This is a genomic window from Sporosarcina cyprini, assembly GCF_022048975.1.
Lineage (GTDB): Bacteria > Bacillota > Bacilli > Bacillales_A > Planococcaceae > Sporosarcina > Sporosarcina cyprini.
The window spans coordinates 24,229-48,440 of record NZ_JAKMHX010000024.1; the positions used below are offsets into that span (position 1 = coordinate 24,229).

18 protein-coding genes and 1 pseudogene are annotated in these 24,212 nt (G+C 44.0%); 4 read left to right on the forward strand and 15 right to left on the reverse strand.

Features of this window, described 5'->3' with window-relative positions; all coding sequences use genetic code 11:
- Positions 1-12 precede the first annotated feature (12 nt).
- A complete protein-coding gene (locus L7D49_RS09920) occupies positions 13-1,323 on the reverse strand; it encodes a CapA family protein (protein WP_238080679.1) in 1,311 nt (436 codons plus the stop codon).
- Positions 1,324-1,662: 339 nt separating this feature from the next.
- A complete protein-coding gene (locus tag L7D49_RS09925; protein WP_238080680.1) occupies positions 1,663-2,988 on the reverse strand; it encodes a hypothetical protein in 1,326 nt (441 codons plus the stop codon).
- A gap of 534 nt (positions 2,989-3,522) precedes the next feature.
- Here L7D49_RS09925 and L7D49_RS09930 point away from each other — a divergent pair.
- The 4 genes from L7D49_RS09930 to L7D49_RS09945 all read left to right on the forward strand — a co-directional run bounded on the left by L7D49_RS09930 (position 3,523) and on the right by L7D49_RS09945 (position 8,606).
- Positions 3,523-4,902: a purine-cytosine permease family protein gene (locus tag L7D49_RS09930; protein ID WP_238080742.1), complete on the forward strand. Its 1,380-nt coding sequence runs from the start codon at positions 3,523-3,525 to the stop codon at positions 4,900-4,902.
- A gap of 328 nt (positions 4,903-5,230) precedes the next feature.
- Positions 5,231-6,925 (forward strand): gamma-glutamyltransferase, encoded by a 1,695-nt coding sequence (gene ggt, locus L7D49_RS09935; RefSeq protein WP_238080743.1) that lies wholly within the window; start codon positions 5,231-5,233, stop codon positions 6,923-6,925.
- A 78-nt stretch (positions 6,926-7,003) separates the two neighbouring features.
- Positions 7,004-7,480 (forward strand): hypothetical protein, encoded by a 477-nt coding sequence (locus L7D49_RS09940; protein WP_238080681.1) that lies wholly within the window; start codon positions 7,004-7,006, stop codon positions 7,478-7,480.
- Between the two features lie 223 nt (positions 7,481-7,703).
- Positions 7,704-8,606, forward strand: a complete 903-nt coding sequence (locus L7D49_RS09945) for a hypothetical protein (protein WP_238080682.1) — start codon at positions 7,704-7,706, stop codon at positions 8,604-8,606.
- Between the two features lie 68 nt (positions 8,607-8,674).
- Here the strand turns inward: L7D49_RS09945 and L7D49_RS09950 are convergent.
- The 13 genes and pseudogenes from L7D49_RS09950 to L7D49_RS10010 all read right to left on the reverse strand — a co-directional run.
- A pseudogene (locus L7D49_RS09950) lies at positions 8,675-8,852 on the reverse strand (IS1595-like element ISSpps1 family transposase); the annotation flags it as partial.
- A 212-nt stretch (positions 8,853-9,064) separates the two neighbouring features.
- Positions 9,065-10,306: an S-layer homology domain-containing protein gene (locus L7D49_RS09955; protein WP_238080683.1), complete on the reverse strand. Its 1,242-nt coding sequence runs from the start codon at positions 10,304-10,306 to the stop codon at positions 9,065-9,067.
- A 751-nt stretch (positions 10,307-11,057) separates the two neighbouring features.
- Positions 11,058-11,966, reverse strand: coding sequence for an aminopeptidase (locus L7D49_RS09960; RefSeq protein WP_238080684.1), 909 nt, complete (start codon positions 11,964-11,966; stop codon positions 11,058-11,060).
- On the reverse strand, positions 11,963-12,832 hold the full coding sequence (locus L7D49_RS09965; protein WP_238080685.1) for a DMT family transporter: 870 nt from the start codon (positions 12,830-12,832) through the stop codon (positions 11,963-11,965). Before L7D49_RS09965 ends, L7D49_RS09960 begins: the two co-directional genes overlap by 4 nt.
- 41 nt (positions 12,833-12,873) lie before the next feature.
- On the reverse strand, positions 12,874-13,545 hold the full coding sequence (locus L7D49_RS09970) for an AroM family protein (RefSeq protein ID WP_238080686.1): 672 nt from the start codon (positions 13,543-13,545) through the stop codon (positions 12,874-12,876).
- Positions 13,545-14,483: a DUF1177 domain-containing protein gene (locus L7D49_RS09975; protein ID WP_238080687.1), complete on the reverse strand. Its 939-nt coding sequence runs from the start codon at positions 14,481-14,483 to the stop codon at positions 13,545-13,547. Before L7D49_RS09975 ends, L7D49_RS09970 begins: the two co-directional genes overlap by 1 nt.
- Before the next feature lie 16 nt (positions 14,484-14,499).
- Positions 14,500-15,549, reverse strand: coding sequence for a DUF917 domain-containing protein (locus L7D49_RS09980; RefSeq protein ID WP_238080688.1), 1,050 nt, complete (start codon positions 15,547-15,549; stop codon positions 14,500-14,502).
- 13 nt (positions 15,550-15,562) lie between these two features.
- Complete coding sequence (locus L7D49_RS09985; RefSeq protein ID WP_238080689.1) at positions 15,563-17,128, reverse strand: OPT/YSL family transporter; 1,566 nt, start codon at positions 17,126-17,128, stop codon at positions 15,563-15,565.
- Positions 17,125-17,772: an aspartate/glutamate racemase family protein gene (locus tag L7D49_RS09990; protein ID WP_238080690.1), complete on the reverse strand. Its 648-nt coding sequence runs from the start codon at positions 17,770-17,772 to the stop codon at positions 17,125-17,127. Before L7D49_RS09990 ends, L7D49_RS09985 begins: the two co-directional genes overlap by 4 nt.
- Positions 17,773-17,933: 161 nt before the next feature.
- Positions 17,934-19,514 carry a PucR family transcriptional regulator gene (locus tag L7D49_RS09995; protein WP_238080691.1) on the reverse strand — a complete coding sequence of 527 codons (1,581 nt, stop codon included), beginning with the start codon at positions 19,512-19,514 and terminating at the stop codon, positions 17,934-17,936.
- 377 nt (positions 19,515-19,891) lie between these two features.
- Positions 19,892-21,436 (reverse strand): class I adenylate-forming enzyme family protein, encoded by a 1,545-nt coding sequence (locus L7D49_RS10000; RefSeq protein ID WP_238080692.1) that lies wholly within the window; start codon positions 21,434-21,436, stop codon positions 19,892-19,894.
- A gap of 191 nt (positions 21,437-21,627) precedes the next feature.
- Positions 21,628-22,179, reverse strand: a complete 552-nt coding sequence (locus tag L7D49_RS10005) for a competence protein ComK (protein ID WP_238080693.1) — start codon at positions 22,177-22,179, stop codon at positions 21,628-21,630.
- A gap of 1,224 nt (positions 22,180-23,403) precedes the next feature.
- Positions 23,404-23,898, reverse strand: a complete 495-nt coding sequence (locus L7D49_RS10010) for a sigma-70 family RNA polymerase sigma factor (RefSeq protein ID WP_238080694.1) — start codon at positions 23,896-23,898, stop codon at positions 23,404-23,406.
- Between the last annotated feature and the right edge of the window lie 314 nt (positions 23,899-24,212).

Genomic DNA, 24,212 nt, shown 5'->3' on the forward strand with positions numbered 1-24,212 from the left:
AGCGTTTACAACCTATACCGGCAATTGCGAATGAAGCAAGACTTTCGCTACCCCGCCGTCGATTTCTAGTTCCGTTCCGTATTCTTTGGACAGCCGGCACAATCGTTCCAGTATCGCTTGATTGCCACTCAGCTCCGGCCATCCGCGTTCGTACCGCTTTTTTCCGAATCCGAGTTCAACCGGGTGTAGCACCAGCTCCGTCAGTTCCCCATCTTTCATTTTCCAAATCGGTAAAACAGTTTCCCAAATGGCTGGGTTTATTCCGAATCCGATCGAATTGCCCCGGCTTCTTGTATCTAGCGCATCGGCCACATTATGCTGGTCCGTCAGCCCGTACGCTTGATAGAAGTCTGCTGGCAAGTGAGTGACCGTCTCGTTTTGAAAAATAAAGTTTCCAAGACTATAAAATATAGGTCTGTTCTTATAGATTTCGATTCCGCGAAGTATATGGGGACCATGGCCGACGACCATATGAGCTCCCTCATCTATACATCTTCTTGAAAAATCCTCGATGAAACGCGCAGGCTTTTCTTTGACCTCTCCTTCCATCTCATGAGCATGGAGGCTGACAAACACATAGTCGGCCTGCCTTTTCGCCTCATGGATGCTGCGGATGATTCTGTCCATGTCTATTGCAGCAGGAGAAGTCATTTTTCCCTGATGTTCGGATTCCTGGAACAGATGGGCTCCAAATGAAAAAACGCCATCCGTCCGTTCTTTTTTGAATCCTTCTTTTATGCTGAGATTCTGCGCGGCATTGATAGCAGTGGAAGAGGCAATCCGTTTTAAATGCTCCAGCTGCTCTTTTGAAACGAGATGCACTGTATCAAATCGCAGTGGATTAACGCCCGGTCTACCTTTCATGTCCCGGCGTTGATCACCAGCTGCCCATGACTCATGAAACGTTGAAGTGGCTGCGATCATGGCAACACGTCCTGCTGTCGTCTCCAAATACCTCGGCTCTGAAGCACTCGCCAAATCGGCTCCGGCCCCGCCGTGAACAAAGCCGTGTTCCTCCAAATAACGTTCCGTTGCCAATAACCCTGGCACGGAATAGTCCAGCGTATGGTTATTTGTCCAAGCAACGAGATTAAATCCGTATCTTTTAATATCTTGTAAAACGGCAGGCTTAGCTTTCGCCCATGTCCCACCGCTCACCGCACCCGGAATGCCTTCCCCATCGTGAATGGTCACTTCCAAGTTCGTAAAACGGACATCCGCCTCTTTCAGGAGCGACGACAGCTTGCCAAAACGCTCGTCCTCTTCAGGCAGCCTTCTTGTAATAAACGAGTCCCCCGTTGCTGTAAAAACAATTTCACGCAATTCCTCTCCCCCATTCCTTGTCATGTTCTCTTCCAACTGTCGTATGTCGACTCCACAATTGTGGCAAAGGAAGCCAATGTGATAGATGATAGGCCATTCATCCTACATTCCGATGCCACGGCGAAATGGCCTTTACACCTTTTACTATGTATTGGTTTCGCCGATGTTTGACCAGTGATAACAGGCGTTTCAAAGGTTTCATATTAATTTTCCATAAATGTTTAAAATTAATAAAGGAATTTTCCTTTATCGTTCCGTTAATATTAATTTGTTTGCAATTGTTTGTCAATACAATCTATTTATTATATTAAAAAAATACCAACTTGATAGACTTTTCATCTACCAGTTGGTATTTTCAAACGATTTTTCATTTTCCAAAAAGCCGAGACGGTACACTTTGCGAGGCCTCCCACGTTGGCCCGACTGTTCTTCGCCCTTTATTTCCACGAGTCCGGCACTCTCCAATTCCATCAGAATCCTTCTCGCATTTCGGTCGGTACTATTCATCCAAGTCGCCAATTCATTTGAAGTAATGTCCATTTTTCTATAATGCAAGGCGAGCGAATGAATTCGATTAAGTGTGGCGGAGCTAATATTGGCTTCCTTCAGCTGATTGCCCCATTCCTCGAAAAGTGAACGGCCATCATAGGAGATTTCGTATTCTTGCTGTTCGATTTCTGAAACTTTCTTGTTTTCATCTACGGTAATGATACTTCCGGCTTGTTTGCTCCTCGCATATTGAATCGCCAGGCGGGTGTTTTGTTCCGACTCCAAGGAGGTAATTCCATAGCCGACTCCAATTTTAATGGCAAACCTACTGCGGAGATCCACTTGGTTAATCAATGTGAACAGAGAGTTTTCCTTCAACTGCAGCTCTACCTCGCCGCGGGTCGCATAAATGAAGTAACGGCTGTCCCCCATTTCTACAAAGGAACCATTCACGCTTTCAGCGTATTCGAGTAGCAGCCGCTTCAACTCCAGCTCCCGGTATTTTACTTTATATGAAAACTGTTCATCGACCGTAGACGGCAATACTTCAATCCCTGTAATTGCTATCTGTGCTTTGCGATACCATTGGGACACGCCGCGCTGCTTCAAATACTGGATAATAAGCCGAATTGAATTCTCATCTGGCGCAACACGATAACAAGGAATCCCCATATCCTTCAAAATATTATCCACCCGCTTGATGCACGTAATCACCACTTCCACTTTGCCTTGCTCAAACAACTCCAAATGAAATTTAACGATCTCTTCAACCGGAATATAACCTGAATAAGGAAAGGTATGGAGCTCCATTGAAGGAAGTTCTGCTCGCAACTCACTCTCCGTTCCTTGAAACGTATCCAAGCTAATACTGTGGAAAATTCGATTCTCCTGCAATTGGGCTTGTAACAGTGTCTTGTAGATACTGCTGCTATTGAGCGGCGCATAACTCCCCTCTTCTGCCCGGATTACCTGATGATCCACCGCGAGATGATAAGGCGCTTGTCCCGCAAAAAACCATTGATCCACTTGCAATCGATTTTTCGGAATGATGTCTAACACTTCTTCCATCGAATCGTATGGGAAAGGAAGCATGATGATTTCATGGAACTCTTTCACCACCTTCCTGACTATTCCAATCGAATCACGTGCCCCCACTACACCTAGTCTTATTTTCACTTTCGCTACCCCCTGCTCATGTACCATCTCTAAACTATCTTCCTATGAGAGACGGCAAGTAATTCAGTTTAACACTAACGAACTATTCTTTCAAATCTGTTTCTTCCGGGATATTTTAGACATCTATTTTTGAACTGGCAGGGGGGATCGAAATGGAGCGTTAGATAGAAATCGTTTTGTGTGGCCTTAGTAGACCATTGCTGTATTTTTCAAATGTAATTATATACTGCGCATTTCTGTGGATGGGGTTATGCGCGCTTTCGGGTCCTTTATGCGCGGGGGCGGGCGGTTTATGCGCGAATTCCGAGTGTGTAAGCGCGGTTGCGGGAGTCGTATGCGCGGCTATCAGTTGCTTATGCGCGGCTGCCGGCGATTTATGCGCGGGTCGGGGTTAGAGCAAGGAATTAAAATGAGGAAAGGTTAGCTCAGGGAGAAAGGTTGAAACTATCTCCTATAATTGTTATGTTGGAAGGGTGGTTGATTAAAAAATACAAGAAAAGGAGTTGGTTGCTTATCCAACTGACACAACAAAATATGGACGAGACGACGATTGCCCCTGCCGATGATTATTCTTTGGACCGGGTCCCTCGGAAGGACCGAACCAAAGGCTGGTTGAGCATTACGAATATTACATTCGGAATAGCGACAGCTATTTTTTATTTTCAAATGGGGAGTGTGATGGCGCTTAAATTTGGAGCGATCAATGCGATGATTTCCTCCGCTTATGCGATAGTTGTCGCAGGTTTGCTCGGAACCGTGGTTGCCTACTTATCTGCCAAGTCCGGCATGAATGTTAATCTTCTCTCACGAAGCGGTGGCTTCGGCTATATCGGTTCTTCCCTGACATCATTAATCTACGCTTCGAATTTCATCATGTATTGCGCATTTGAAGGGCTCATTTTAGTTTCCGCGGTTCACTACTTTTTCCCTACCCTACCGAAATGGACACTCATTCTCCTCTTCGGATCCATCGTAATTCCCCTCAATTGGTTTGGAATCGACCAATTGGACAAATTGCAGAAATGGTCTCTCCCCCTATTCATTCTCTTTCTGCTGACAGCGATCATCGTTTCCCTCTACCAGCCTTCCATTTATCAAGGCTCTATTTTCACTTATATGCCTGACGGTGTACAAATCGGCGGCGAAGCTTTACTGTTTTGCATCGGGATGCACCATGGCATTATGGGATTAACTGCTCTACTTGCCTCCGACTATGCACGTTTTTTAAAGCCTTCTGACATAAAAGTCGGTTCTGTGGCGATCGGTTTTATTCCACAGATTTTTTGCTTTGGCGTCATGGGCGGACTCGGCATCTGGTTCGGCGTCCGGTTTCTCGAATCGGATCCCGGCGTCTATATCGTCCTCCTGCTCGGCATTGGCGGTGCCCTTTTCACGATGCTCACCCAGCTGCGAATTAACGTAACAAATATTTACAGCAGCTCACTCTCCCTTTCCAACTTCTTTGAGAACATCTTTCACTTTACGCCCGGCCGTCGTTTTTGGGTCGTGTTCGCAGGCGTGACGGCGATACTTCTTATGCTTTCTAATATTGTGGAACATGTCGACACACTGATGACATTTCAAGGGGTATTCCTGCTTGCATGGGCTGCCATTTTAGTGACCGATGCACTGGTCGTCAAGAAATGGCTGAAGATCGGGCCGACGTATTACGTAGCCCGACAAGAATACTTATATAAGTGGAATCCCGTCGGCACGATTTCACTCATCGTCGCTAGCGTTCTGGGCACCATCGCCGCTCTCGGCTACATGGGGCTGTTTTTAGAAACAACGGCTGCCTTCTTTGCTGCATTGCTTGCCTCCATCCTTACGGTAGTCATCGCCATCCTGACGAAAGGAAAATATTATCTGGTGAAGGAACCGGACGATATTGTGGATGAGGATAAAATCGGGTGAGGGCAACGAAAAAGAAGAGAGTACAGGATTGTAACGCTATTCCTGTACTCTCTTTAATTTGTCTTCGATTCTCCCCCAAGATATTGTCATTCCTTTACTTAAGAAACCCTAAAGTTTCTATTCACGAAGTAGATAGTTAGCAATTTATCAATCAATTAAATATAATCATATTATTACAGATATTTTTTCTGTAATATTCATATCAAATCGAAGGGAGATAACGGGAGAAGAAATAAGCGTTGAAAACTACTATTGAAGGGGTGGGACAATGAGGAAGAGTGTAAAAAATTGGTTTGCTGTAGCATTGATTATTTTGCTGACATTTAGCATGGTGCCTGGGGGCGCTTTCGCTAAGGAATGGGACATGAGTTATGACAATCTACGTCAAGTGGCGATTGGAACAGACGGCATGGTGACGACGGCACATCCGCTTGCAACTCAAATTGGCGCTGACGTGCTGAAAAATGGAGGAAATGCAGTTGATGCGGCTGTTGCGATCCAATTTGCATTGAACGTCACGGAGCCGATGATGTCCGGAATTGGCGGTGGCGGTTTTCTTATGTACTATGATGCTGAGTCAGGAGAAACACAAATATTGAATAGCCGGGAGCGTGCACCAGCCGGGGCAACGCCGGATATGTTCTTGGACGATAAAGGAAACGCTATTCCATTCGCAGAAAGAGCGACTGGCGGCAAAGCCGTTGGCGTTCCGGGTACATTGAAAGGGCTTGAAGAAGCGCTTGCACGCTGGGGAACGATGTCGATGGAAGAATTGATTGACCCATCCATCCAATTGGCCGAAGATGGCTTTCCCATCGACTCTGTCCTAGCGCAAGCGATTGAAGATAACAAAGCGATGCTTTATCGAACGGCAGCCGGAAATGTATTCGTTCCAAACGGAAATCCGTTGCGCGAAGGCGATTTGCTTGTTCAAAAGGACTTGGCAAAAGCATTTACACTAATCAAAAAGGAAGGCACTGATGCTTTCTATAAAGGGGACATAGCTAAAGCGATTGCGGACGTTGTTCAGCAATACGGCGGTTCTCTAACAGTTGAAGATTTGGCAGCATATGATGTAACAATGGACAAGCCGATCTGGGGAGAATATAAAGGCTATCAAATTGCAAGCATGCCACCTCCAAGTTCAGGCGGAGTCTTCTTGCTTCAGATGCTCGGCATTCTGGACGGAGTCGATTTGTCACAATACGACGTGAAATCTTGGGAGAAATATCACCTGCTTGCAGAATCGATGCATTTAGCTTACGCGGATCGTGCTGCCTATGCGGGAGATCCCGAATTCATCGATGTACCACTGGAAGGGTTATTGCACCCTGATTATATTCAAGAACGTCTCAATTTAATCAACCTGGACAAGATGATCGAAAAACCAACGGCTGGTGATCCTTGGGCTTATCAAGACATGAAACAGGAATCTGTCATCGTGGAGCAACCGAAGGACGGACAGCCAGGCGAAACGACACACTTTTCTGTTGCCGATCAATGGGGGAATGTCGTTTCCTATACAACTACCATTGAGCAACTATTCGGTACAGGCCTTATGGTACCTGGATATGGCATTATGCTTAACAATGAATTGACTGATTTTGACGCCATGCCAGGCGGAGCAAACCAAGTCGAGCCGAACAAACGGCCACTCAGCAGCATGACGCCAACGATTGTCTTTGAAAACGGCAAGCCTGTTCTCACAGTCGGCTCCCCGGGTGGACCGACAATCATCACGTCGGTTCTTCAAACGATCATCAACTCCATTGCCTACGACATGGAACTGAAAGCAGCTGTCGAGGAGCCTAGAATTTATACGAATAGCACATCATCCTATCGATATGAGGAAGGTATTCCTGAAGAGGCAATGGATGCATTGCGTAAGCTAGGCCATCAATTCGGGGAAAGCCCGACTGTGATCGGCAATGTCCAAAGTATCTGGATCGACCAGAAAGAGGGCATCTACAAAGGAGTTGCCGATTCGAGCCGAAATGGAACGGCCATTGGAATTGATTTTTAATAACAGTTTGAACCCTACCATGTTGTTGTGGTAGGGTTCAATTTTAGTAAACAGATTCATCCAGTTAAGGAGAATACAATGACAAATTACAACGATTTCGACGATGATCAAATTACGTACTATGTATACAACTTGAATTGGCATCTACCGCAAGAAATTCAAAACGAAGCAATGGAGATGCTCTCTCACTTGCCTCCGGAAAAAGTAGGGATGTTACTTCCTACTTACGGAAAAGAGTGCTGGGAAAATGCAGTTCACCTTCTCAAGGAAATGGGCTATCCTCGGAATAAAGAAGCCTTGCCGAAACTGGCTGGATTATTGCAAGACAGAAATTGGCCGGGAGCTCTAGAAGCCATTCAACTTTTTGAGGAGTTAGGTACAACCATTAGTGTTCCACACATTGAAAAAGAGTGTGAGAAAGCGGCTGAAGCTCATGATGGCGACTGGCTAGAACACCTGTATTTTGCTGTGGAGCAATTAGGAATCGATGCACATGATTTCAGGAATCCAGTCTTATATGAAACTATGAAGAAAGCTGCTGAGGTATTGGATTGATTACTTGTGTGATTAATCCGAAATAGATTTCATATTTCCATTACTAGCGCATCTAAAATAAACGCTATGTTAAAGAAAAAGGTTGATTTATCGTAAAAGATTAACGCAATGGTGTTATTGTCGTTCTTCAAATAAGAAGTTGGTTATAGGAAAAAGGGATTTGTCTGAAACTTTAACAAATTATTAACGACTAATAAGAAAAGGAGGTGAAAAGGATACGAAGGTGAAATTTTTATATTTAGCAATACCGACATTTTTGATATTGTTGGTATTTGGTTGTTCGTATAATCAAAATGTTGGGACTATCACAGAAACAGATAGTTATGAAAAAGCTAAAGAAGTTGCTTGGGGGTTTATCGAAAAAAAAGGTTGGAATGACACAGCTAAAGAAGGTTGGAAAAGTGCAAAAGTGAAGAAAGTGATTGCTGATAATTGTTATGAATTGTGGGATAAAACTTATGAAGGAAAAGAGATATTAACCGTTCTTTTTGAAGATGAAGAGAATGTTGGAGTTGATACACCTTTAATACTTGTTGCCCCCGATTTCAATGAAGTAATTGGTTATAAGGCACGAAACTTTACTTTACACGAAGGTGAAGAATTAGCGGTATACTTGTCTGACATCGAACAAATGAATATCGGTGCCGAAATGCCTCAACTTTTATATGCCGATAACAAAATAGTGGTTATGCAGGGTACATTTGGAGTAGTCGTATATAATATGCAAGATTCAGTAGTTACTAATCGAATTTCATATGAACAAATTAAGTCATATGGCATCTCAATGATGGTGGCATCTGTATCGCAAGATGGTACAACAATCTTTATTGGAAATGATGATATATCTATGTCGTCTAATGAATTTACTCATCAATACGATATTAGTACGAGATTAATCAAAAAAACCACACAACAACCATCAAATTTGTATAGACCTAAATCTATTGAATTGCCTGGCTATCATGAGCAATACGACGATTTACAATATGGTACGAGTCACAATATTGTAGAATTAGATAATTCATTTATCTATCTACGCTCCTCATACTGGGAAATGAAACACCTACAAATTGTTAATTGCCCATATGAAGATGGTGAAAACAAAGTTTTTGATGTGTTCAAATGAGATTTATGCCATAGCATCTTGCACTTATAATGTTGGCGACCATCTCGCTTCCCATAACGAACCACTCATGCACTTCCACAATGCCGACAATGAAAACCATTAGAAAACTTTCTCTCTTAATTCACCGATTAAAGCTCCTTGTTGTGAGGATGACGGCGAGAAATGACGAGTTAGATAATCTAAAATGTATTCTTTATCCTTATCATGCAAGGAAGAAGTGTTAGCTATTATGTTCGTTAAAGTTATTTGAATTACCCCTTTTGTAATTTATACAGTCAGATTAGCACAAAAGACGATGATATATTCAAACTCAACCAATAACTTTAACATAGCCAAAATAAAAATTGGCTGACATGCCCCCGGTATTTTACCGTTTGCATACCAGCCAACCAGCTGAATCACTCTATGTTATTTGAATTCCAGCAAGCTTATTAAAGCTGCAATCATTTTTGTGTAAGTCACTCTTCCCAGTAGTAATCATACATGCCGTTGTAGGAGTGAAAACTAACCAGCTCCTCCACTTCATCCGCCTTCACCTCAAATAGATAAAGGTCGTAGGTAAACGTCTCACCTGTCACAATGTCCTTACCGGTCTCCTTGGCAGTAGACTTGAATTTCACCGCTACATTTTGGTAAGCGGCTCGGTAATTTTGTTCTAGGATCGTTTTGGCCTCCTCGGCAGAAAGTTGAAAGTTCTGCTTACCAGCCATCTTATACGTGTACGAATCCATTTTCCAAGTCCCGTCTTCTTTTTTCAGCTGATAGGTGATGAACCCGCCTCCACTCAAGGCATTTCCTAATTCAATCGTTTTGACCGACAGCAGATTTGCGGAAGGCTGCGTGACTTCAAAACGATCAGATGTCAGGTTTGTCGGAAATGGAAATAAAGTCGTATCACATTCATTGCAGGCATAAGGATAGTATTCTTTTAAGGTACGGTCTGTAAACTCCTGGGTCGCGTGCTTCAGAAGCTCGGGCCGAATCTCTTCAAAAGATTTTTTCTGGCTGACTCCCTCAATCAGTATCCATTCAATGGAACTGGAAAGTTGGCGGGTTAGATCCTCACCTTCCCCTGTACTTCCCCTCTGTTCGCGAGTTTTCTGAGCAGCGATCGCTCTCTGCAGGGTAGTCACATAATATTCCCTTGTAACCGGCTCATTCGGTTCAAATTTACCTTTCACTCCATCCACCACTCGGTTTTCATGTAGGGCATTGGCATGTTTGTAGCCCCAATGACTTTCGGGTACATCGTCAAACGCCTGATAGGAAGAGGCTTCGAATGAAAAAGCTAGATCCAGCACCTTGGCAAGTTGTATACGGGTAATAAGTTCATCGGGGTTAAACTTGCCGCCCGTTCCACTCATGATTCCCGCCTCTGACATTTTCATAATGGGTTTATAGTACGGGTGGTTTTTCGGAACGTCCTTGTAGACACTCTTTGATCCGGTCGGGTCTGGTAACTGTAAGGCCTTATCCAAGAGCAACGCAACATGTTTGCGGCTAATCGTGTCATTAGGCCGGAAGGTGCCATCCGGATAGCCGCTAATAAAGCCGGCTTTCTTCATCTCCAGAATCACTGAATAACTCGGATGGTTATTCGGAATATCTTTAAATTCCGCTGAAGCCTGCTTTGTTGATACCGTGCCTGATGATAAAATCATCGTGATCGACAAGAAGAATGTGATAAAGAACTTTTTCATATCTCCATTCCTTTCTTGATTGATGAAAATGCATGTGAATAAAACCAAAATGACCAGCAACACAAGATGATATGATATCCGGTTTATAATATGTGTAAAAAGGGCATTACGACAAAACTTTTATGCAATCCCCTTATATTGATTATTTCACTTCCGCAGCCATCATTTCACGCAGTTTATACTTCAGTAGTTTCCCTTGCAGACTTCGCGGCAGCTCATCTACGAAATCGACGGAACGAGGCTTTTTGTACCTAGAAAGCACCGCCCCTTTCCTATTTTCGTGGTGCAAAAATGACCTTAAACAATTCATTGCAGCGCACAATCATGAACGCTATATTGTCTCTATTGTAACGCCTCATGCATCATTGTCCCTATTTTTCACGTATTGACAATTATTTCGACAGCCAAACAGCAAACTCCTTCTTTTATCTAATTAGTATGGTATTTAATAAAAGTCGGTTGAGTTTCTCCGCGTACCATCCATCTCAAGAAACAATACAGAGGACATATACCTAGTGGAACGAGCAGAAGGAACTAGTATGACTAGAACAAAATTTTATTAGATACTATGTTGGTTAAATAGATTTTCAAGGATAGTAGCAACTCAACAATTAAATTAAACAATGGAAGTTGAAGATGCATGGCTGCAAGGAGTTGTTCTCAAGTTTTCTTTCAGAAAACAGCAAGAACCCCGCCAATTGAAATTGGTGGGGCTCTCTTTATTATAAATCACAAAATCCGCCTTCTTATTCTATTTCCATTCAACAACCGGATTTTTTGTTACACAATCAATATGAACGTTCGTTTTGATCACGCCTCCAAAAGTATGGTTGGAGCCGAATGCCACGTGAATCGTATTATATGCTTTTTCATCCTCAAGAATATTCCCTGTTAGGCGGGCCGCGTGATTGGTACCGATGCCGAGTTCGCAAAGGAATCGGCCATCGCCGTCACCTAGCAACGCAAGCAATCTTTCTCCGTTCTGACCTGTAGCATCCGTGAGGCGTCCTTTTTTAATTGTGAGCACGACTGGCGTCTTGAGTAATCCAATTCCCGCAATAGAGCCATTAATGACAATTGTCCCTTCAGCTTCCCCTTCTACCGGCGCAATGAATGCTTCACCGGAAGGAAGATTCCCGGACGCGCCTTTCTTTCGAAATACGCCTGTGCTTGGCACGCCATTTCTTCCGTGAACCGGAATTACGAGCTGATGGTCGCCCGTACGGATGGTAACCGTAGCTGCTTCCGTCAACTTAGCTGTCATTTCAACTGTTTCCTTTTCTACTCTGCTGTAATCTGCCGACATCGCCCCGTGTAAAAACATGTCTTCCGTAATGCCTGGCATTGTGATCACACTGATTCCTTCTTCATTCGCACGTTTACGTGCTACTGTATGTGTTAACGAATGCTTCGTCAAACAGAAAACGAGATCATATCGCAACATTTCCTCCGCTGCTTCCCGAGGCGGCTCTTCCCCTGATTTTTTCCGGTCTTCCATGCAATACGTCTGGACTTGCCGCCCATCCTCCTGCAATGCTACCGCAAATTTCTTTCCCAGTTCGTTCGTACTTTGATCCATCAGGACGAGAATTCGTGCATCTGCCTCCACCGCAAAATTATTTGCCAATAATGCCGCAACGATTTGATTCAATTCACTCATGCTTCAACATCCTTTCGTTTCGATAAATAAACACTAGACAATACGAATATCAACGAAATTACAGTGCCGAACCCAACTGGTTCATGCAATAAAAAGAAGCCTAGAAAGATTGTCATAATGGGCATTAAATATGTAATTGATAATGCAAAAATCGGCCCGCCTTTTTTCACAATATAATAATAGAGCAAATTTCCGATCCCTGAATTCAATGCACCTAACATGATAATAAAGAAGATATGTCGAAAATCTTTCAGCCCTTCCCAACTCGTTGGCTGCACGAGCAGCATAACCGGAGCGGAAAATATCGTTCCTACTGCCATTGTAACAAAAGAAAGCGTTACAACCGAATATCCAGTCAAATACTTCCCGGTTAGCACTGCAGATAATGCATATAAACTAACAGCTGCTATCAACAACATAGCACTCGCAACCCGAAAATTCTCCAAAGAGGAAGAACCGATGAAGAAGGCAGATGCAATTCCTATGAATCCAACTGCTACACTAGTGATCTCCCGCTTTCTCACTTGTCCTTTAAACAAAAAAAGCACAAGCAATACGCCAAAAATGGGACCTGTCGCATTTAACACAGCACTAATGGTCGTATCCAAGTTACGTAAACTAAAACTCATGATGATCCATGGCACACCCGCACTGAGCAACGTAATGCCGACGAGAAAATGGAGTTTGTTGATCGCCATTGATCCTCGATTCCGTTGAAATAAAAAGATCGGCAACAGCATGATTGCCCCGAAGAGACAGCGATAGAAGACAATTGAAACCGGATGAAACACAGGCAGCAGTAACTTGGTGAAATAAAACGTAGACCCCCACAATACACTTAACACAAGCAACGCTAGTATCGGCACTTCTCTTCCCCCTATCACAAAAAAGATCCGGAAACCCGGATCTATTCAGCCATGTACTCTGCTAGTATGCGTGCCACCAGTGTCCGGGGAAGGATGACAGGCAGCCCGCTGCTTTTCACAGCCTCTGTTTTATGTTGTTCGTTGTAGCCCATGCAGTCTAAAACAAGTAGAGTGGCACCTTTCTTCTGCAAAGCACTCGCTGCGCCTGCAATATCACTTTCCTCGTACGGTGAAGCCACTTCCACGAAAATGTTCAAGTCTTTCTGTTGCCACTTTGAAAGCAGTGTTTCTCGCTGTTCTTCCAATGGGATAATGAGTCCGAGAGAGCCCGACGGCAGAAGGGCGCTGACCACATGATTCAACACCCTGTCAGGATAGACAATCGTTTTTTTCGATTGCAATGTCGGAAAATCGCCCGTGCAGAGCATGAGCACGATGTCAACTGTCTCTTCCAATGCAGCCAACTCCGTTTGCAGCAAAGGCAGCAATTTACTCTTTCCTATTTTCACAGAATTCCCGTTTCGCATTCTTGAAATATAGGTCGTATCTTCCTCATCCGGTTCAATGGAAGAAATGGTTTCATCGGTCAGGCTATTTAAACCACCGCTCTCGATAATCGTTGCAGCCTGTCCGAGTATTGCTTCTATAGAAGGGGTTACATCCGTCCGTGGAGATTGGCCGATTGTTAAAACTCCTACAGTTCCCAATCCCATTACTTTTCCGTCCCTAGCGTCTGTAAATGTTTCATGGAGCCATAGAGCTTTTCTAAACGTTCAAACTCTTGTGCATCATAAAATTCAATTTGACCCCTAGTAAATTCTTTTGCTATTTCGATAGAGAAACGTACTGCCTGTGCCACATCCACTTCATGGCTTGCCCCCGTCCCACTTCCAGGAACAGCGGTCTTCGCAGTAATTGCCACGCCGACAACCGGAGCATCGGTCGCGACTGCCGGCTGAAGAATGCTATTGATATGGTATACGTCATTGCCGTATGGTGTAATATCTTGTGTAGTCACTGTAAACGTGACGGGCAGGTCCCCTGTCGTCATTTCCATGATGCGCAGCAGCTCATCCGCAAATTTCAACACGTACCCTGATTTAACGGTTGGGGAAAGGGCGATCCCGCGATGATTGAAGACACGATTCCCTTTGGTCGTATCAATAGATATGACAGCATCCATTTCCGGTACGACTTCATATTGATTCATCGTTAAGATATCGACCGGCGAGCCCATGAAATCAACCGGTTCGTGTGGTTGCGTCGGAGCAGTCGGACAAATATGCGTCGTCACAATGACATCCCCTGGCAAACGATCTCCTTTAACGGACATATTGGCAAGCTTTAACGCAATCGTAACCGCAGCTGCCGCACCATCTCCGTCCGATACAAAACCGATGCGCTGCGGACGGGCACCCAAACCGCCTAAGCGACCGACAATTCCAAGTGTGCGGGCATTCCCGCCACTGCTATTTCCTTCAGTCCCTTTAATGACGACCTTCACAAAATCGGTTGACCCGCTATGCTCGGAAACCGTATCATACGTTGCTTCACAATGTTCAAATCCGTCAAATAAACGCACTACGGATTCTCCATTTGCATTCACATCATCTAATAGCTCCATAACTTCCATTGTATATTTTAACGACATGTCTCCATCATCCTTTTCAAAGAATTTTTTTATTCACAATCGGTTCAATTGCTTGCAGCAGTCTCTTATTAGACATGGTTGAACTTAGCTTCAAATATTCTTTCGGAACGGATATGACAGCGATAGCCATGCCTTTTTCAAGCTCCGCACTGACTAGAGGCATACCCGTTTCCGCATCGAATGTCATAATGAGGTCTGGGAATGTCCCTTTCCGTTCGCCGTTCATTTCAGCCGTCATATATTCGTTCCAGAATGTTAACTCCAGACCGTCGATTTGAACGAAACCGACGTCAAATCCATTAATGGCCTTCAATTCAAAGCTGCTGACCGTTCCGGAATGAATGACCCGGCCTTTCAGATGCGAAGCGACTGCTTCAATCCGTTCAGGTCCCTCGGGCACAGAGAAGAAAACTTCTCCCAGCTCGATCGCTTGCGTAATCCCCCCGACAGCGGCATGCTCCCTTACATAACCGATCGATACCGGATTTCTGCAAACCGCTATCATGCCGCCTGCTTGCACTGAGACGGATCTGACGGTATTGGAGGAAATATCAAGGGTGCTGGATACAACGCCTTCCACTTTTCGAGCGCCCGTTCCGCCGGCAAACGCTTGGATTGATGTGTACTCTTCGACTTCGGACAAATTCAACGATCCCATCGAACCCGTCGGATGCGCTCTGCCATTACAAGGGGCATCTAAGAAAGGGAGCCCGGTTGCAGCAGCTTGGAGCCAGCCGTTCACTGTCGTAGCTGCCCCATTCTCATTTGTCATTAACGCTTTGATAGGATGCGAAAACTCCTTCTGCATTCTAGAAACCGTCGAAATAAGTTGTTCACTATCCGTCCATGCATCCTTCGCAGATGGCGCACCGACCAGAGAAACACACGCGACATACTCACTATCTTGCAGCTCGTCAACCGTTACGAGTTTTGGAGACCCGACTGCAAAAGCCAGTTCAGTCTTGGCAAGACCATCCTCAATCCAGCCTCCGCCGCCACCACCCAAAATACAGCCGCCATATACCGCGTTTTTTGCGTCTTCCTTCGTCAAAATCTTTGTTGTCATAGCCAAGCCCCCATTATTTCATTTTCCATAAGGATGTGAAGAAACTATATATCGCGTCCCCTGCAATGAATCCGGCTGCCATCGTATACATTGCATTTTCCGCCTCTTGTCCTTTCACTTTCAAAATGATGAATCGAATAAGAATACCCGCCAGGACTGCCCAGCCGGCAATCGGATTGACAAGCAATAAGCCTGTGGCAAATAAGATCCCCATTTGGCGTTTCGGTCCGCCGATCAATTGAATGATCGCCCCAGGGATTGCCCATAAAAGCAACAGCATACCAATGTTACCGGTTAAACCGCTCTCAATCGTCGTAGCATACACACGATCCACTGGCGGTACAAGATCTTGGGAGAAGAAGGTATCATGGAATAACGCAACCATGACAATGGCAACACCGAAACCGATTAATGAACTTTTCAATTGCTGCCTGCGCCCAAATAGTTCCATTGCAGTTTTCTGGTCTTTACGTAAAATTGCGCCTGATTTAAAGTCATAACCTAAATCCGCGAAAGCCGGTCCAGTAGCTGCAGTAAAACCAGTCAATAATGCGAGCGCGATTGGCGGAAAACCAAGCATCATACCGATCAACAACGCAATGAGCGTAACCGCGAATGCGGGGAACCAACCGGAGTGCATCGCAGCAATGCCGACAATGATTTCACTTGCCAGAGCAGCAAATGCTGCAAATAGAACAAACATGATGGTCTGAAGAAGTGTCATTTCGCCGACAATACCACCGATCACCGCTAAAAGGGCAGCCGCAAGTAGGTAAAGTACAAAACCAATACCGAATCCTTTCTTAATATCGCTATCAGTACGTGAATTAATATGCACCCCTTGTTGCGAATCCGCAGCCTTCTCCTGTTTCGCTTTCCACAAGGTGAAGATGAATTGCAGCAAGGCCACAGATCCTGCGCCGATCATCATACCGTGCGGGATGTAGTACGCATTTAAGTCGACTCCAAACAATTGCACGGAATAGCCTCGGAGCAATAAACCAATACCGAACATCGACAAAGCCCAAATGTTCCCGATAAACGCAACACCAAAAGCTGACATCGCTATTCCAAAATGGGAACCGACGAGCCCCCCTAAAATACCAATACTAAGGAATTTCGCTTTCGATCCGCCTTCATCCCCGGCCTTCAATGCTTCAGCTGTTGCCACACCAGGAGGCCACGTTTCGTTTGAAGAAAAAAGTTTGGAATCAAATACTTTATAGAGAATGAATACATCAATTAACAAAGCTAATCCCGACCCAATCAGCATGGGAATAATAAGTTCAGGCATCCCCATCACAAATGGAATTCCAAGCGGGATCAACAAACTATTCGCTGCGCCGAACGTCGCCGCTGAAATAGAAGTTTGAATTAAATTCTGGTTTTCGATCGAACGGTACTTATAAAACATCTTCATCGGAATGCGGGCAATTAACATGGCAATCAATGCCCCGATAATCGATGTATTCGGCGTAATGCCGAGTGAAGTAATCAATTGCATACCAATAATGGCACCAAATATAGAAATGATGATAGAAAATATGATGAATGGAAAATCAAATGTTTTTGCAGTCATCCTTTCTCCTCCCTTCTGACCAGCTCATATACCATTGCTTGCGCTTCCACTAAATCAATCACAGGAATGGCAATATGCTCTACTAAATAGTCTTTTAACTTGATTGTGGAAAATCCGGTACATGCGAACAAGATGACATCTGCACCGGCTGCAATTGCTTCTTGGGCAAGGGCGAGCAATGTTTCCTGTGCGTCTGTTGAAAACAGGTCTGTTGTTTTTCGTAATGCAGGAGAGTATGTGTAGGAATGGAATTTGTCCTGCAACTCCTTTTCAATGTTAAGCGGAATTTTATCTGTAATGCCGATCACCGCAACATGTTCACCAGCGAGACAAGCAGCGGTTGCACCACAGGCACCTGCGCCTAATACCGTGAAGTCTGTAAGTCTCCGCACTTCTTCAAGGCCGGGGTCAGCTGCACAGCTGATCGTAACAGCATCAATACCTTCCTGTTGCATAAGCTCTTTTGCGAGAGCAACAATCTTCGGAATAGCCAGCTGTTCCGACTCGCTGTCATAAATACCGTTTGGTTGGTCATCAATACATTTTGTGACCGTTTCAACCTCGTGGGTATCCCACATTCGCTTCCCATGCTCGAGCAGCACATCTTGGTTGTCGGTAGTAAGCACTCGAATTATTCCTAACATTTCAACCACTCCTTTCAACTGATTATAAATAGTTGAACTATTCGTCGTAATGCAAGAAATGTGAAAAGGTAGTTTCGATTTTTTGCACACCTTGTTCAACTTGGCGATTTCTTGGACAAGATAAAAAAGGATGGAAATCAATTTGATCTCCATCCTTTTTGCTATTTCGCCAGCTGTTTTATTTTCAAACAAAAGTTCAAAATAAAGCGGGAATCCGCATCATCAACATTGATATTCAAGAGTTCCTGTATTTTTTGTATTCGGTAGGTGAGGGTCCGTCTATGGATGAACAATTTCTCAGAAGTCTTCGTGACATTGCCATTTTCATTCAAATACATTTGCAAGGTTTCCAACAATTCATGAGTAGGGGTTTCCAATAGTGGACTAAGTATCGTCCCAGCATAATTTTGAACGAGATCATCCGAAGTTAATTTGATCAAGATTTCATAAATCCCTAATTTATCGTACGTGTAAAATGTCTCCTCGCTCCGCAACATGCGGCCGATGTCCATCATTTTATCGACAAGCCGAATGCTCTCATCCAACATGCTCCTATCCTTCATCGGCGGACCCGCTGCAACAAAGATCGACATTCCTCTTTCTTTCAAACGTTCTTCCAGTTGCTGCAATGCACCTGCATATCCATCAGGCCGACAAGTCAACAGTGCATAAAAGTGATAATACTTTTCGAAGACAAGCGGCGTGGCGCTTGGCAGTCCATCCAAGTACCCATGAAGTGCTTTGTGGACTAAACAGGAGGGATCTAACAAATATGGGGATGAGGCAAATAATTTCTCCATCCAAGCTGCCTGAAACCGTACAACAAAATAATCTTTCTCTGCTGACTCGCCCTCTTCTTCCATGACGAAGCTTTCAAGATGCTCCAAATCCTTCATTCGTTTCTTTTGTAAAAACAGCTGTTCATTCATAAACAACTCAATAATTGTGGACATGACCTTTTTTAATGGCCCTGTCACTAATTGAACAGACTCCAGTTTTTCAATGTATGGGATATGCAGCGTGGCAAACACTTGTTTATTGGAAACAAGAGGCATGACCAGACAATCCCGGAATCCTTCTATTTTTAAAAGGTCATATTCCTTTTTAACAAACTGCTTCTTCCACTCTTGCAGTTTTTCCTCATACGAAGAATGCACCGGCTTTGAAAATAGGCCGCTGGATTTCCTCCATCCATTCGCGAGAAATGTATTCGAAACGTACAAGAGAGCCCCATCCATGTCTTCGATATAAACAGGACTATTCATGATGACGCTGATTTCCTCCAAGGCAGTGGCGAGAGAGGAAAAGCTCTTCGACTCGAATGCAGCAAATGGATTATTTACACTTTCCGCCTGTTGTTTTTCGACATACAATCGTTCATACAATGGCGTAAGCACATTTATATAGGAGACACTTTTAGGGATAATAATAATTGGAAAATCATTCTCATTTGCAATCTGTAACATCTCTTGGGGAATATGATCCACGAAGCGGCCTAGTTTAATAACAATCCCTGCCGCCTTCACATCCATTAAGGTCTGAACGATTTCAATTTGTTTTTGCTCATCATTTTGTATCGAATAAAACGTTGTCATCACCAGAATGCCGGGAGTCACCCAACTGACCACCTCCGGCACTTCCATCACTTCGATCGTCGTGATCTTACGGCTTATCCCACCTTGGCCAGCTACAATCGAACTTTTCGTCAACTCACCAATCGTCAGCGCCTCTGCAACATCCACTTTCCCCCCACCTTTCTCATCCTGAACGCACTTATTTAACTAAGCATAGCACTTTTCAAGTACGTCAAACAGACCTGATATATGCAAAATCGTTCCTGCGCCAATGCTGATGAATTTGGTTGTGGACAAACACAAAATATAGATTTTGGACACAAAAATATACCTGTAAAAAGCATCTATAATTACTGACTACAATTTAAGTAAATAGAAAAATATATATACTAAATCACTTGTGTCTACTCGGCTAGCACTCTTAAGATTTCTTACATTTTGGTCACCATATATTCATTATAGGAGCACATAAATATACATCATTTAACTTTACTACCATTTTAAAAGGACCTTGCGCAAAATCCCACGCAAGGTCCTCCTCCGTACTATTTCACTTCCGCAGCCATCATTTCACGCAGCTTATACTTCAGCAGCTTCCCTTGCAAACTCCGCGGCAGCTCATCTACGAAATCGACGGAACGGGGCTTTTTGTACCTCGCAAGCCGTCCTTCACAGAAGTCGATAATCTCCTGTGCATCCGCCGTTTCTCCAGGTTTTAGGACGACAATCGCTTTCACCGCTTCACCCCATTTCGAATCGGGTACGCCAATGACAGCAACATCCATTATTTTCGGATGGCGATGCAGCACTCCCTCAATTTCAGCCGGATAGACGTTCAGTGCGCCGGATAGGATCATGTCCTGCTTGCGATCCACGATAGAATAAGATCCGTCTTCGTCTTGGACTCCCATATCCCCAAGGCCCAGCCACTCGCCATGGAACGCTTCGGCGGTTGCTTCCGGATTTTTAAAGTATTCATCACAGAGCGTGAGGCCTTTCACTAAGAACTCACCCGGCTGTCCCGCTGGCACTTCATTCCCCTCATCGTCGACAAGCTTCACTTCCATGCCAAGCATCGGTACCCCGACGGATCGATCTTTATCCGCCTGATATTCTGGGAATAAATTCGTCGAACCACCATGCTCAGTCGCTCCGTAAAATTCATTCAAATCAACATCCTGGAAGTATGCCATGATTTTCTCTTTGGTGCTCGAGTGGAGCGGGGCACCAACCGAGATCAGGGTCTTCATGGAACTGACATCAAATTGACCGAGCACCTCTTCGGGCAACGAAAATATTGCGTCAAACATTGGCGGAGCGAGAAACCCGCTCGTTGTTTTTTCGGTATCGATAGCTTTCAATACTTCGACTGGATGGAATTTCGGCAGAATATGCACAGGGTTCCCGACGAGCAGATTCGGAACAGAAGTAGATAACGCAGCCGCCCCGTATAGCGGACCCGCCACTAATCCTTTGCCCCCGCGCCCGATTCCGAACTCAATGCTAAAGAGCAAAGCGACCAAGTACATACTGCGATGAGAGCGCACCGCCCCTTTTGGATATCCCGTCGTCCCTCCTGTATACATGATACAAACGGTGTCTAGCTCTTCAATTGAATAGGAGAGAACCGGTTCCCCATCTCCGCAGGTCTCAATCCAAGTTTCATATTCGAGCGACGCCACCTCTCCCCTTCCACCAACTGACACGAAAAGCTTAACATCCTTCGCCTGGTCCACAATTGTCCCAACTTCAGCATCAAACTCACTTCCGTAAATTAAAGCGACCGCCTCTGAATTATTCAGCACATACTCAATCTCCGGACCAACAAAACGCGAATTGATTGGCACAAACACAGCTCCGACTTTCGCACACGCAAACATCACCTCAAACAACTCATTGCAATTCACAAGCATGAACGCAATCTTGTCCCCTTTTGTCACGCCCGCTTCCAGCAATGCATTCGACAACCGATTGATTCGTCTGTTGAATTGATCATACGTAAACCGCTTCCCCTGACAGGACAAAGCCTCTTTCTCCCCATACCGAATCGCATTTTGCCTAATCGGATCCCCAAATAACATATGTTGCATCGTTCTCCCCCATTTTTCATGTAATGACCTTTGTTTCGGCAGTTGACTCGCAAACTCCTTCTTTTATCGAAATAGTATGATATTTTTAAAGGTTGGTTGACGTTTGGTACATCCATTTCAAAAGGAATTTATTCGCGCCTCATCTGCCTATCGAAACAAAGACCAGCATACATAACTATCTCTAGCGTTACTTACTCATAAAATTCATCGATATCGTAGTTTCGATCCTCCAACTTTTTAATAATGTAATAACTCACTTGTCTTTCCTTTACTTGATACGCTTGTCGCCCTTCCAACTGGCATCGCAAATGGCTTGCCCGCTTCACTTTCCGGTCGAATGAATATAGGCTTGTTTCCACCGTAATCTCTGTACCATTCATCATGACAACAGAAATCCTTTTCTCATCGATGGCCCTATAATGGTCCACATGATGAAGTGCAAACCATACACAGTCCAAATTGGCCGGCGAAGTGCTAGGAAACCAATAAAGGCCAAACTTATCACTGACGACAACGGGCTGCATACTGATTTCACCAAGAATGGACCTTGTTCCATCCTTCGCTCCCTGAAGGCTTGATCCATAAAAACGTAATGCGGCATCCATTAACACCGTTGGAAAGATTGCTTCCTCTTGTAAACCATCCGTTCTTATCACAATGGTGCTTAAGCTTCCATCTTCATTCCACTTCGGTAAATAAATCATTGCTTCAAAGTTCATCACTTTCAACATATTAATCTTCATTTTCTCAACCCCCTAAATTTTTTGACTTACATTTTTTGTTCAGGAGGAGTATACTGACTATAAGTTGGTATACTCCAACTCGAATCCTCAGGTGTTGTCTTCCACGACTCATGCACCTGGGGATTTCCTATTCACATATCGCTTTCACATCTTCCTCACCCCCTTTACGCACGAACAAGCTTCCAGGCGTGTTGTTATTCTTTTATTCATCGTTTAAGCTATGTAAATTACCTAACATTCCACGAATTGCTTTCACATCATTCGTTTCATATCCCCATCTACTATGCGATAGCTGTAAGTAGCTTTTTAAGTGATAAACTTGGAGAGACTGCAGAACATTTACCTTCACATTGGGTTAATATTTAGCATTTAAATACTGGAAAGATGGTTAGACATAAATGACCCGCAAGATTTGATTTTGTGGACAAGAATAGACAATATTGGATATGGATAATGAGGGACGTTGGACCATTCGAAAAGTTGAAAATTGAAAGGAGTTTGCTGAGATAAATCTAAAGAAGAAGGGTACGTTCGTTGTTACATCAGCATCTTTCACGAATGGATAGGACTTCCCTGAAAAAATGGCCGACTGGATGTGTGATGGTTCTATGAGGCGGCTAACACAATGACTGACTTATGCAGCAAAATGAGAGCGTGATCCGCTTATTAAAAACTGAGGTACAAGATCACTGTTTTTATATTAACAAGCGATCAGACTATTGGTAATCGAAGGAGTGGTGAGATGGTGTTTTCAGAGAAAGACAACTTGCACGCCTAAACGTAGTCGTTTTCAAATTTCTTACCAAATCAATTCCCCGATAACTGTCTTACATTTTAACGATATGATACCTATGTACGACGGCCCTCCTTGTTATGCAATAAAATTTAGACGAATAGACTCATTGCAATCTCATGAGCTCCCCTCTATTATATACCTAATTATACCATCTATGTAGTAATCCTTCCTTACTTGATCACTCGATTCCAAGTATATAGTAGTCAATTATAAGAGTCAAATCATTCTGAAAGATTTTTATTTTTAGTATCCAAACAATTTATTTCCTCTTCGTTTTTTACTTTCCCCTCACTTAACGTATTCATTAAATAAGCCATAACATCTATTTATTTCAAAAACAAGAAACCGAGCGGCTTATAAAGCCACTCGATCCCTTTTTAGTTTCTATATTTATTCACCTTGCACAACCTTGTTCATCCCATGCATGGTCATCCTTTATACACTGCCAATAATCCTCTCATCTTCAACAGAATCCGTTCCCTGCGTTTCTTAATAGCGGGAACCGAGACACCGGCTAGACATGCACACTCTGCCTGTGTCCGTCTTTCCGTAAACAACCACTTGAGCAACTCTCTTTCTTGCAGGCTCAACGCCTCAATCGCCAACTGCAAAGTCTCATTACTCGGTTCCAACCATTCTTCCTTTGCTTCTACCCACTCCGTAAGCATCTGATCTTCGGTCGGGATCATATTCTCCTCAAACCGGCTCTCTCTTTTTAACTCATCGAGCATAGCACCTCGAATTGACCGATAGGCAAACGGCGTGAAATTGCCCTTTTCCTCCTCAAAACGGAGCCAGGCTTGCCATAGGGCCACCCGTCCAATCTGCCGATACTGGTCAAAATCTCTATAGATATGCAGCTTTCGGATGTTCGCCGATATCATCGGCTCGTACTGTTTCAACACGTCCTCAAAGTCTTTCAATCTATTGGCCTTTCCGATCGTGCACGATGCCACTTATTCCTAGGTGCCTTTAGAATAGTCGGGCGTGGTCTTGAACACCAATCGAATTTTTTACCATTTGGCGGACAATATCATCATTTTAAACAGAGGTTTCAATTCTTTCTAATACGGGTACATAATAAAAGTGTATGTATTTTCCTCCCTAGTTTACTTGCTTACTTAACCTCTTTTCTGTATTTGTCTAAAAATCAAAACTTGCAATTACCAACTAATAGATAACTGCATTAGCATGGACCCATACTTTCAAAACCTTCCTTCAAAACCCTATATGTAGA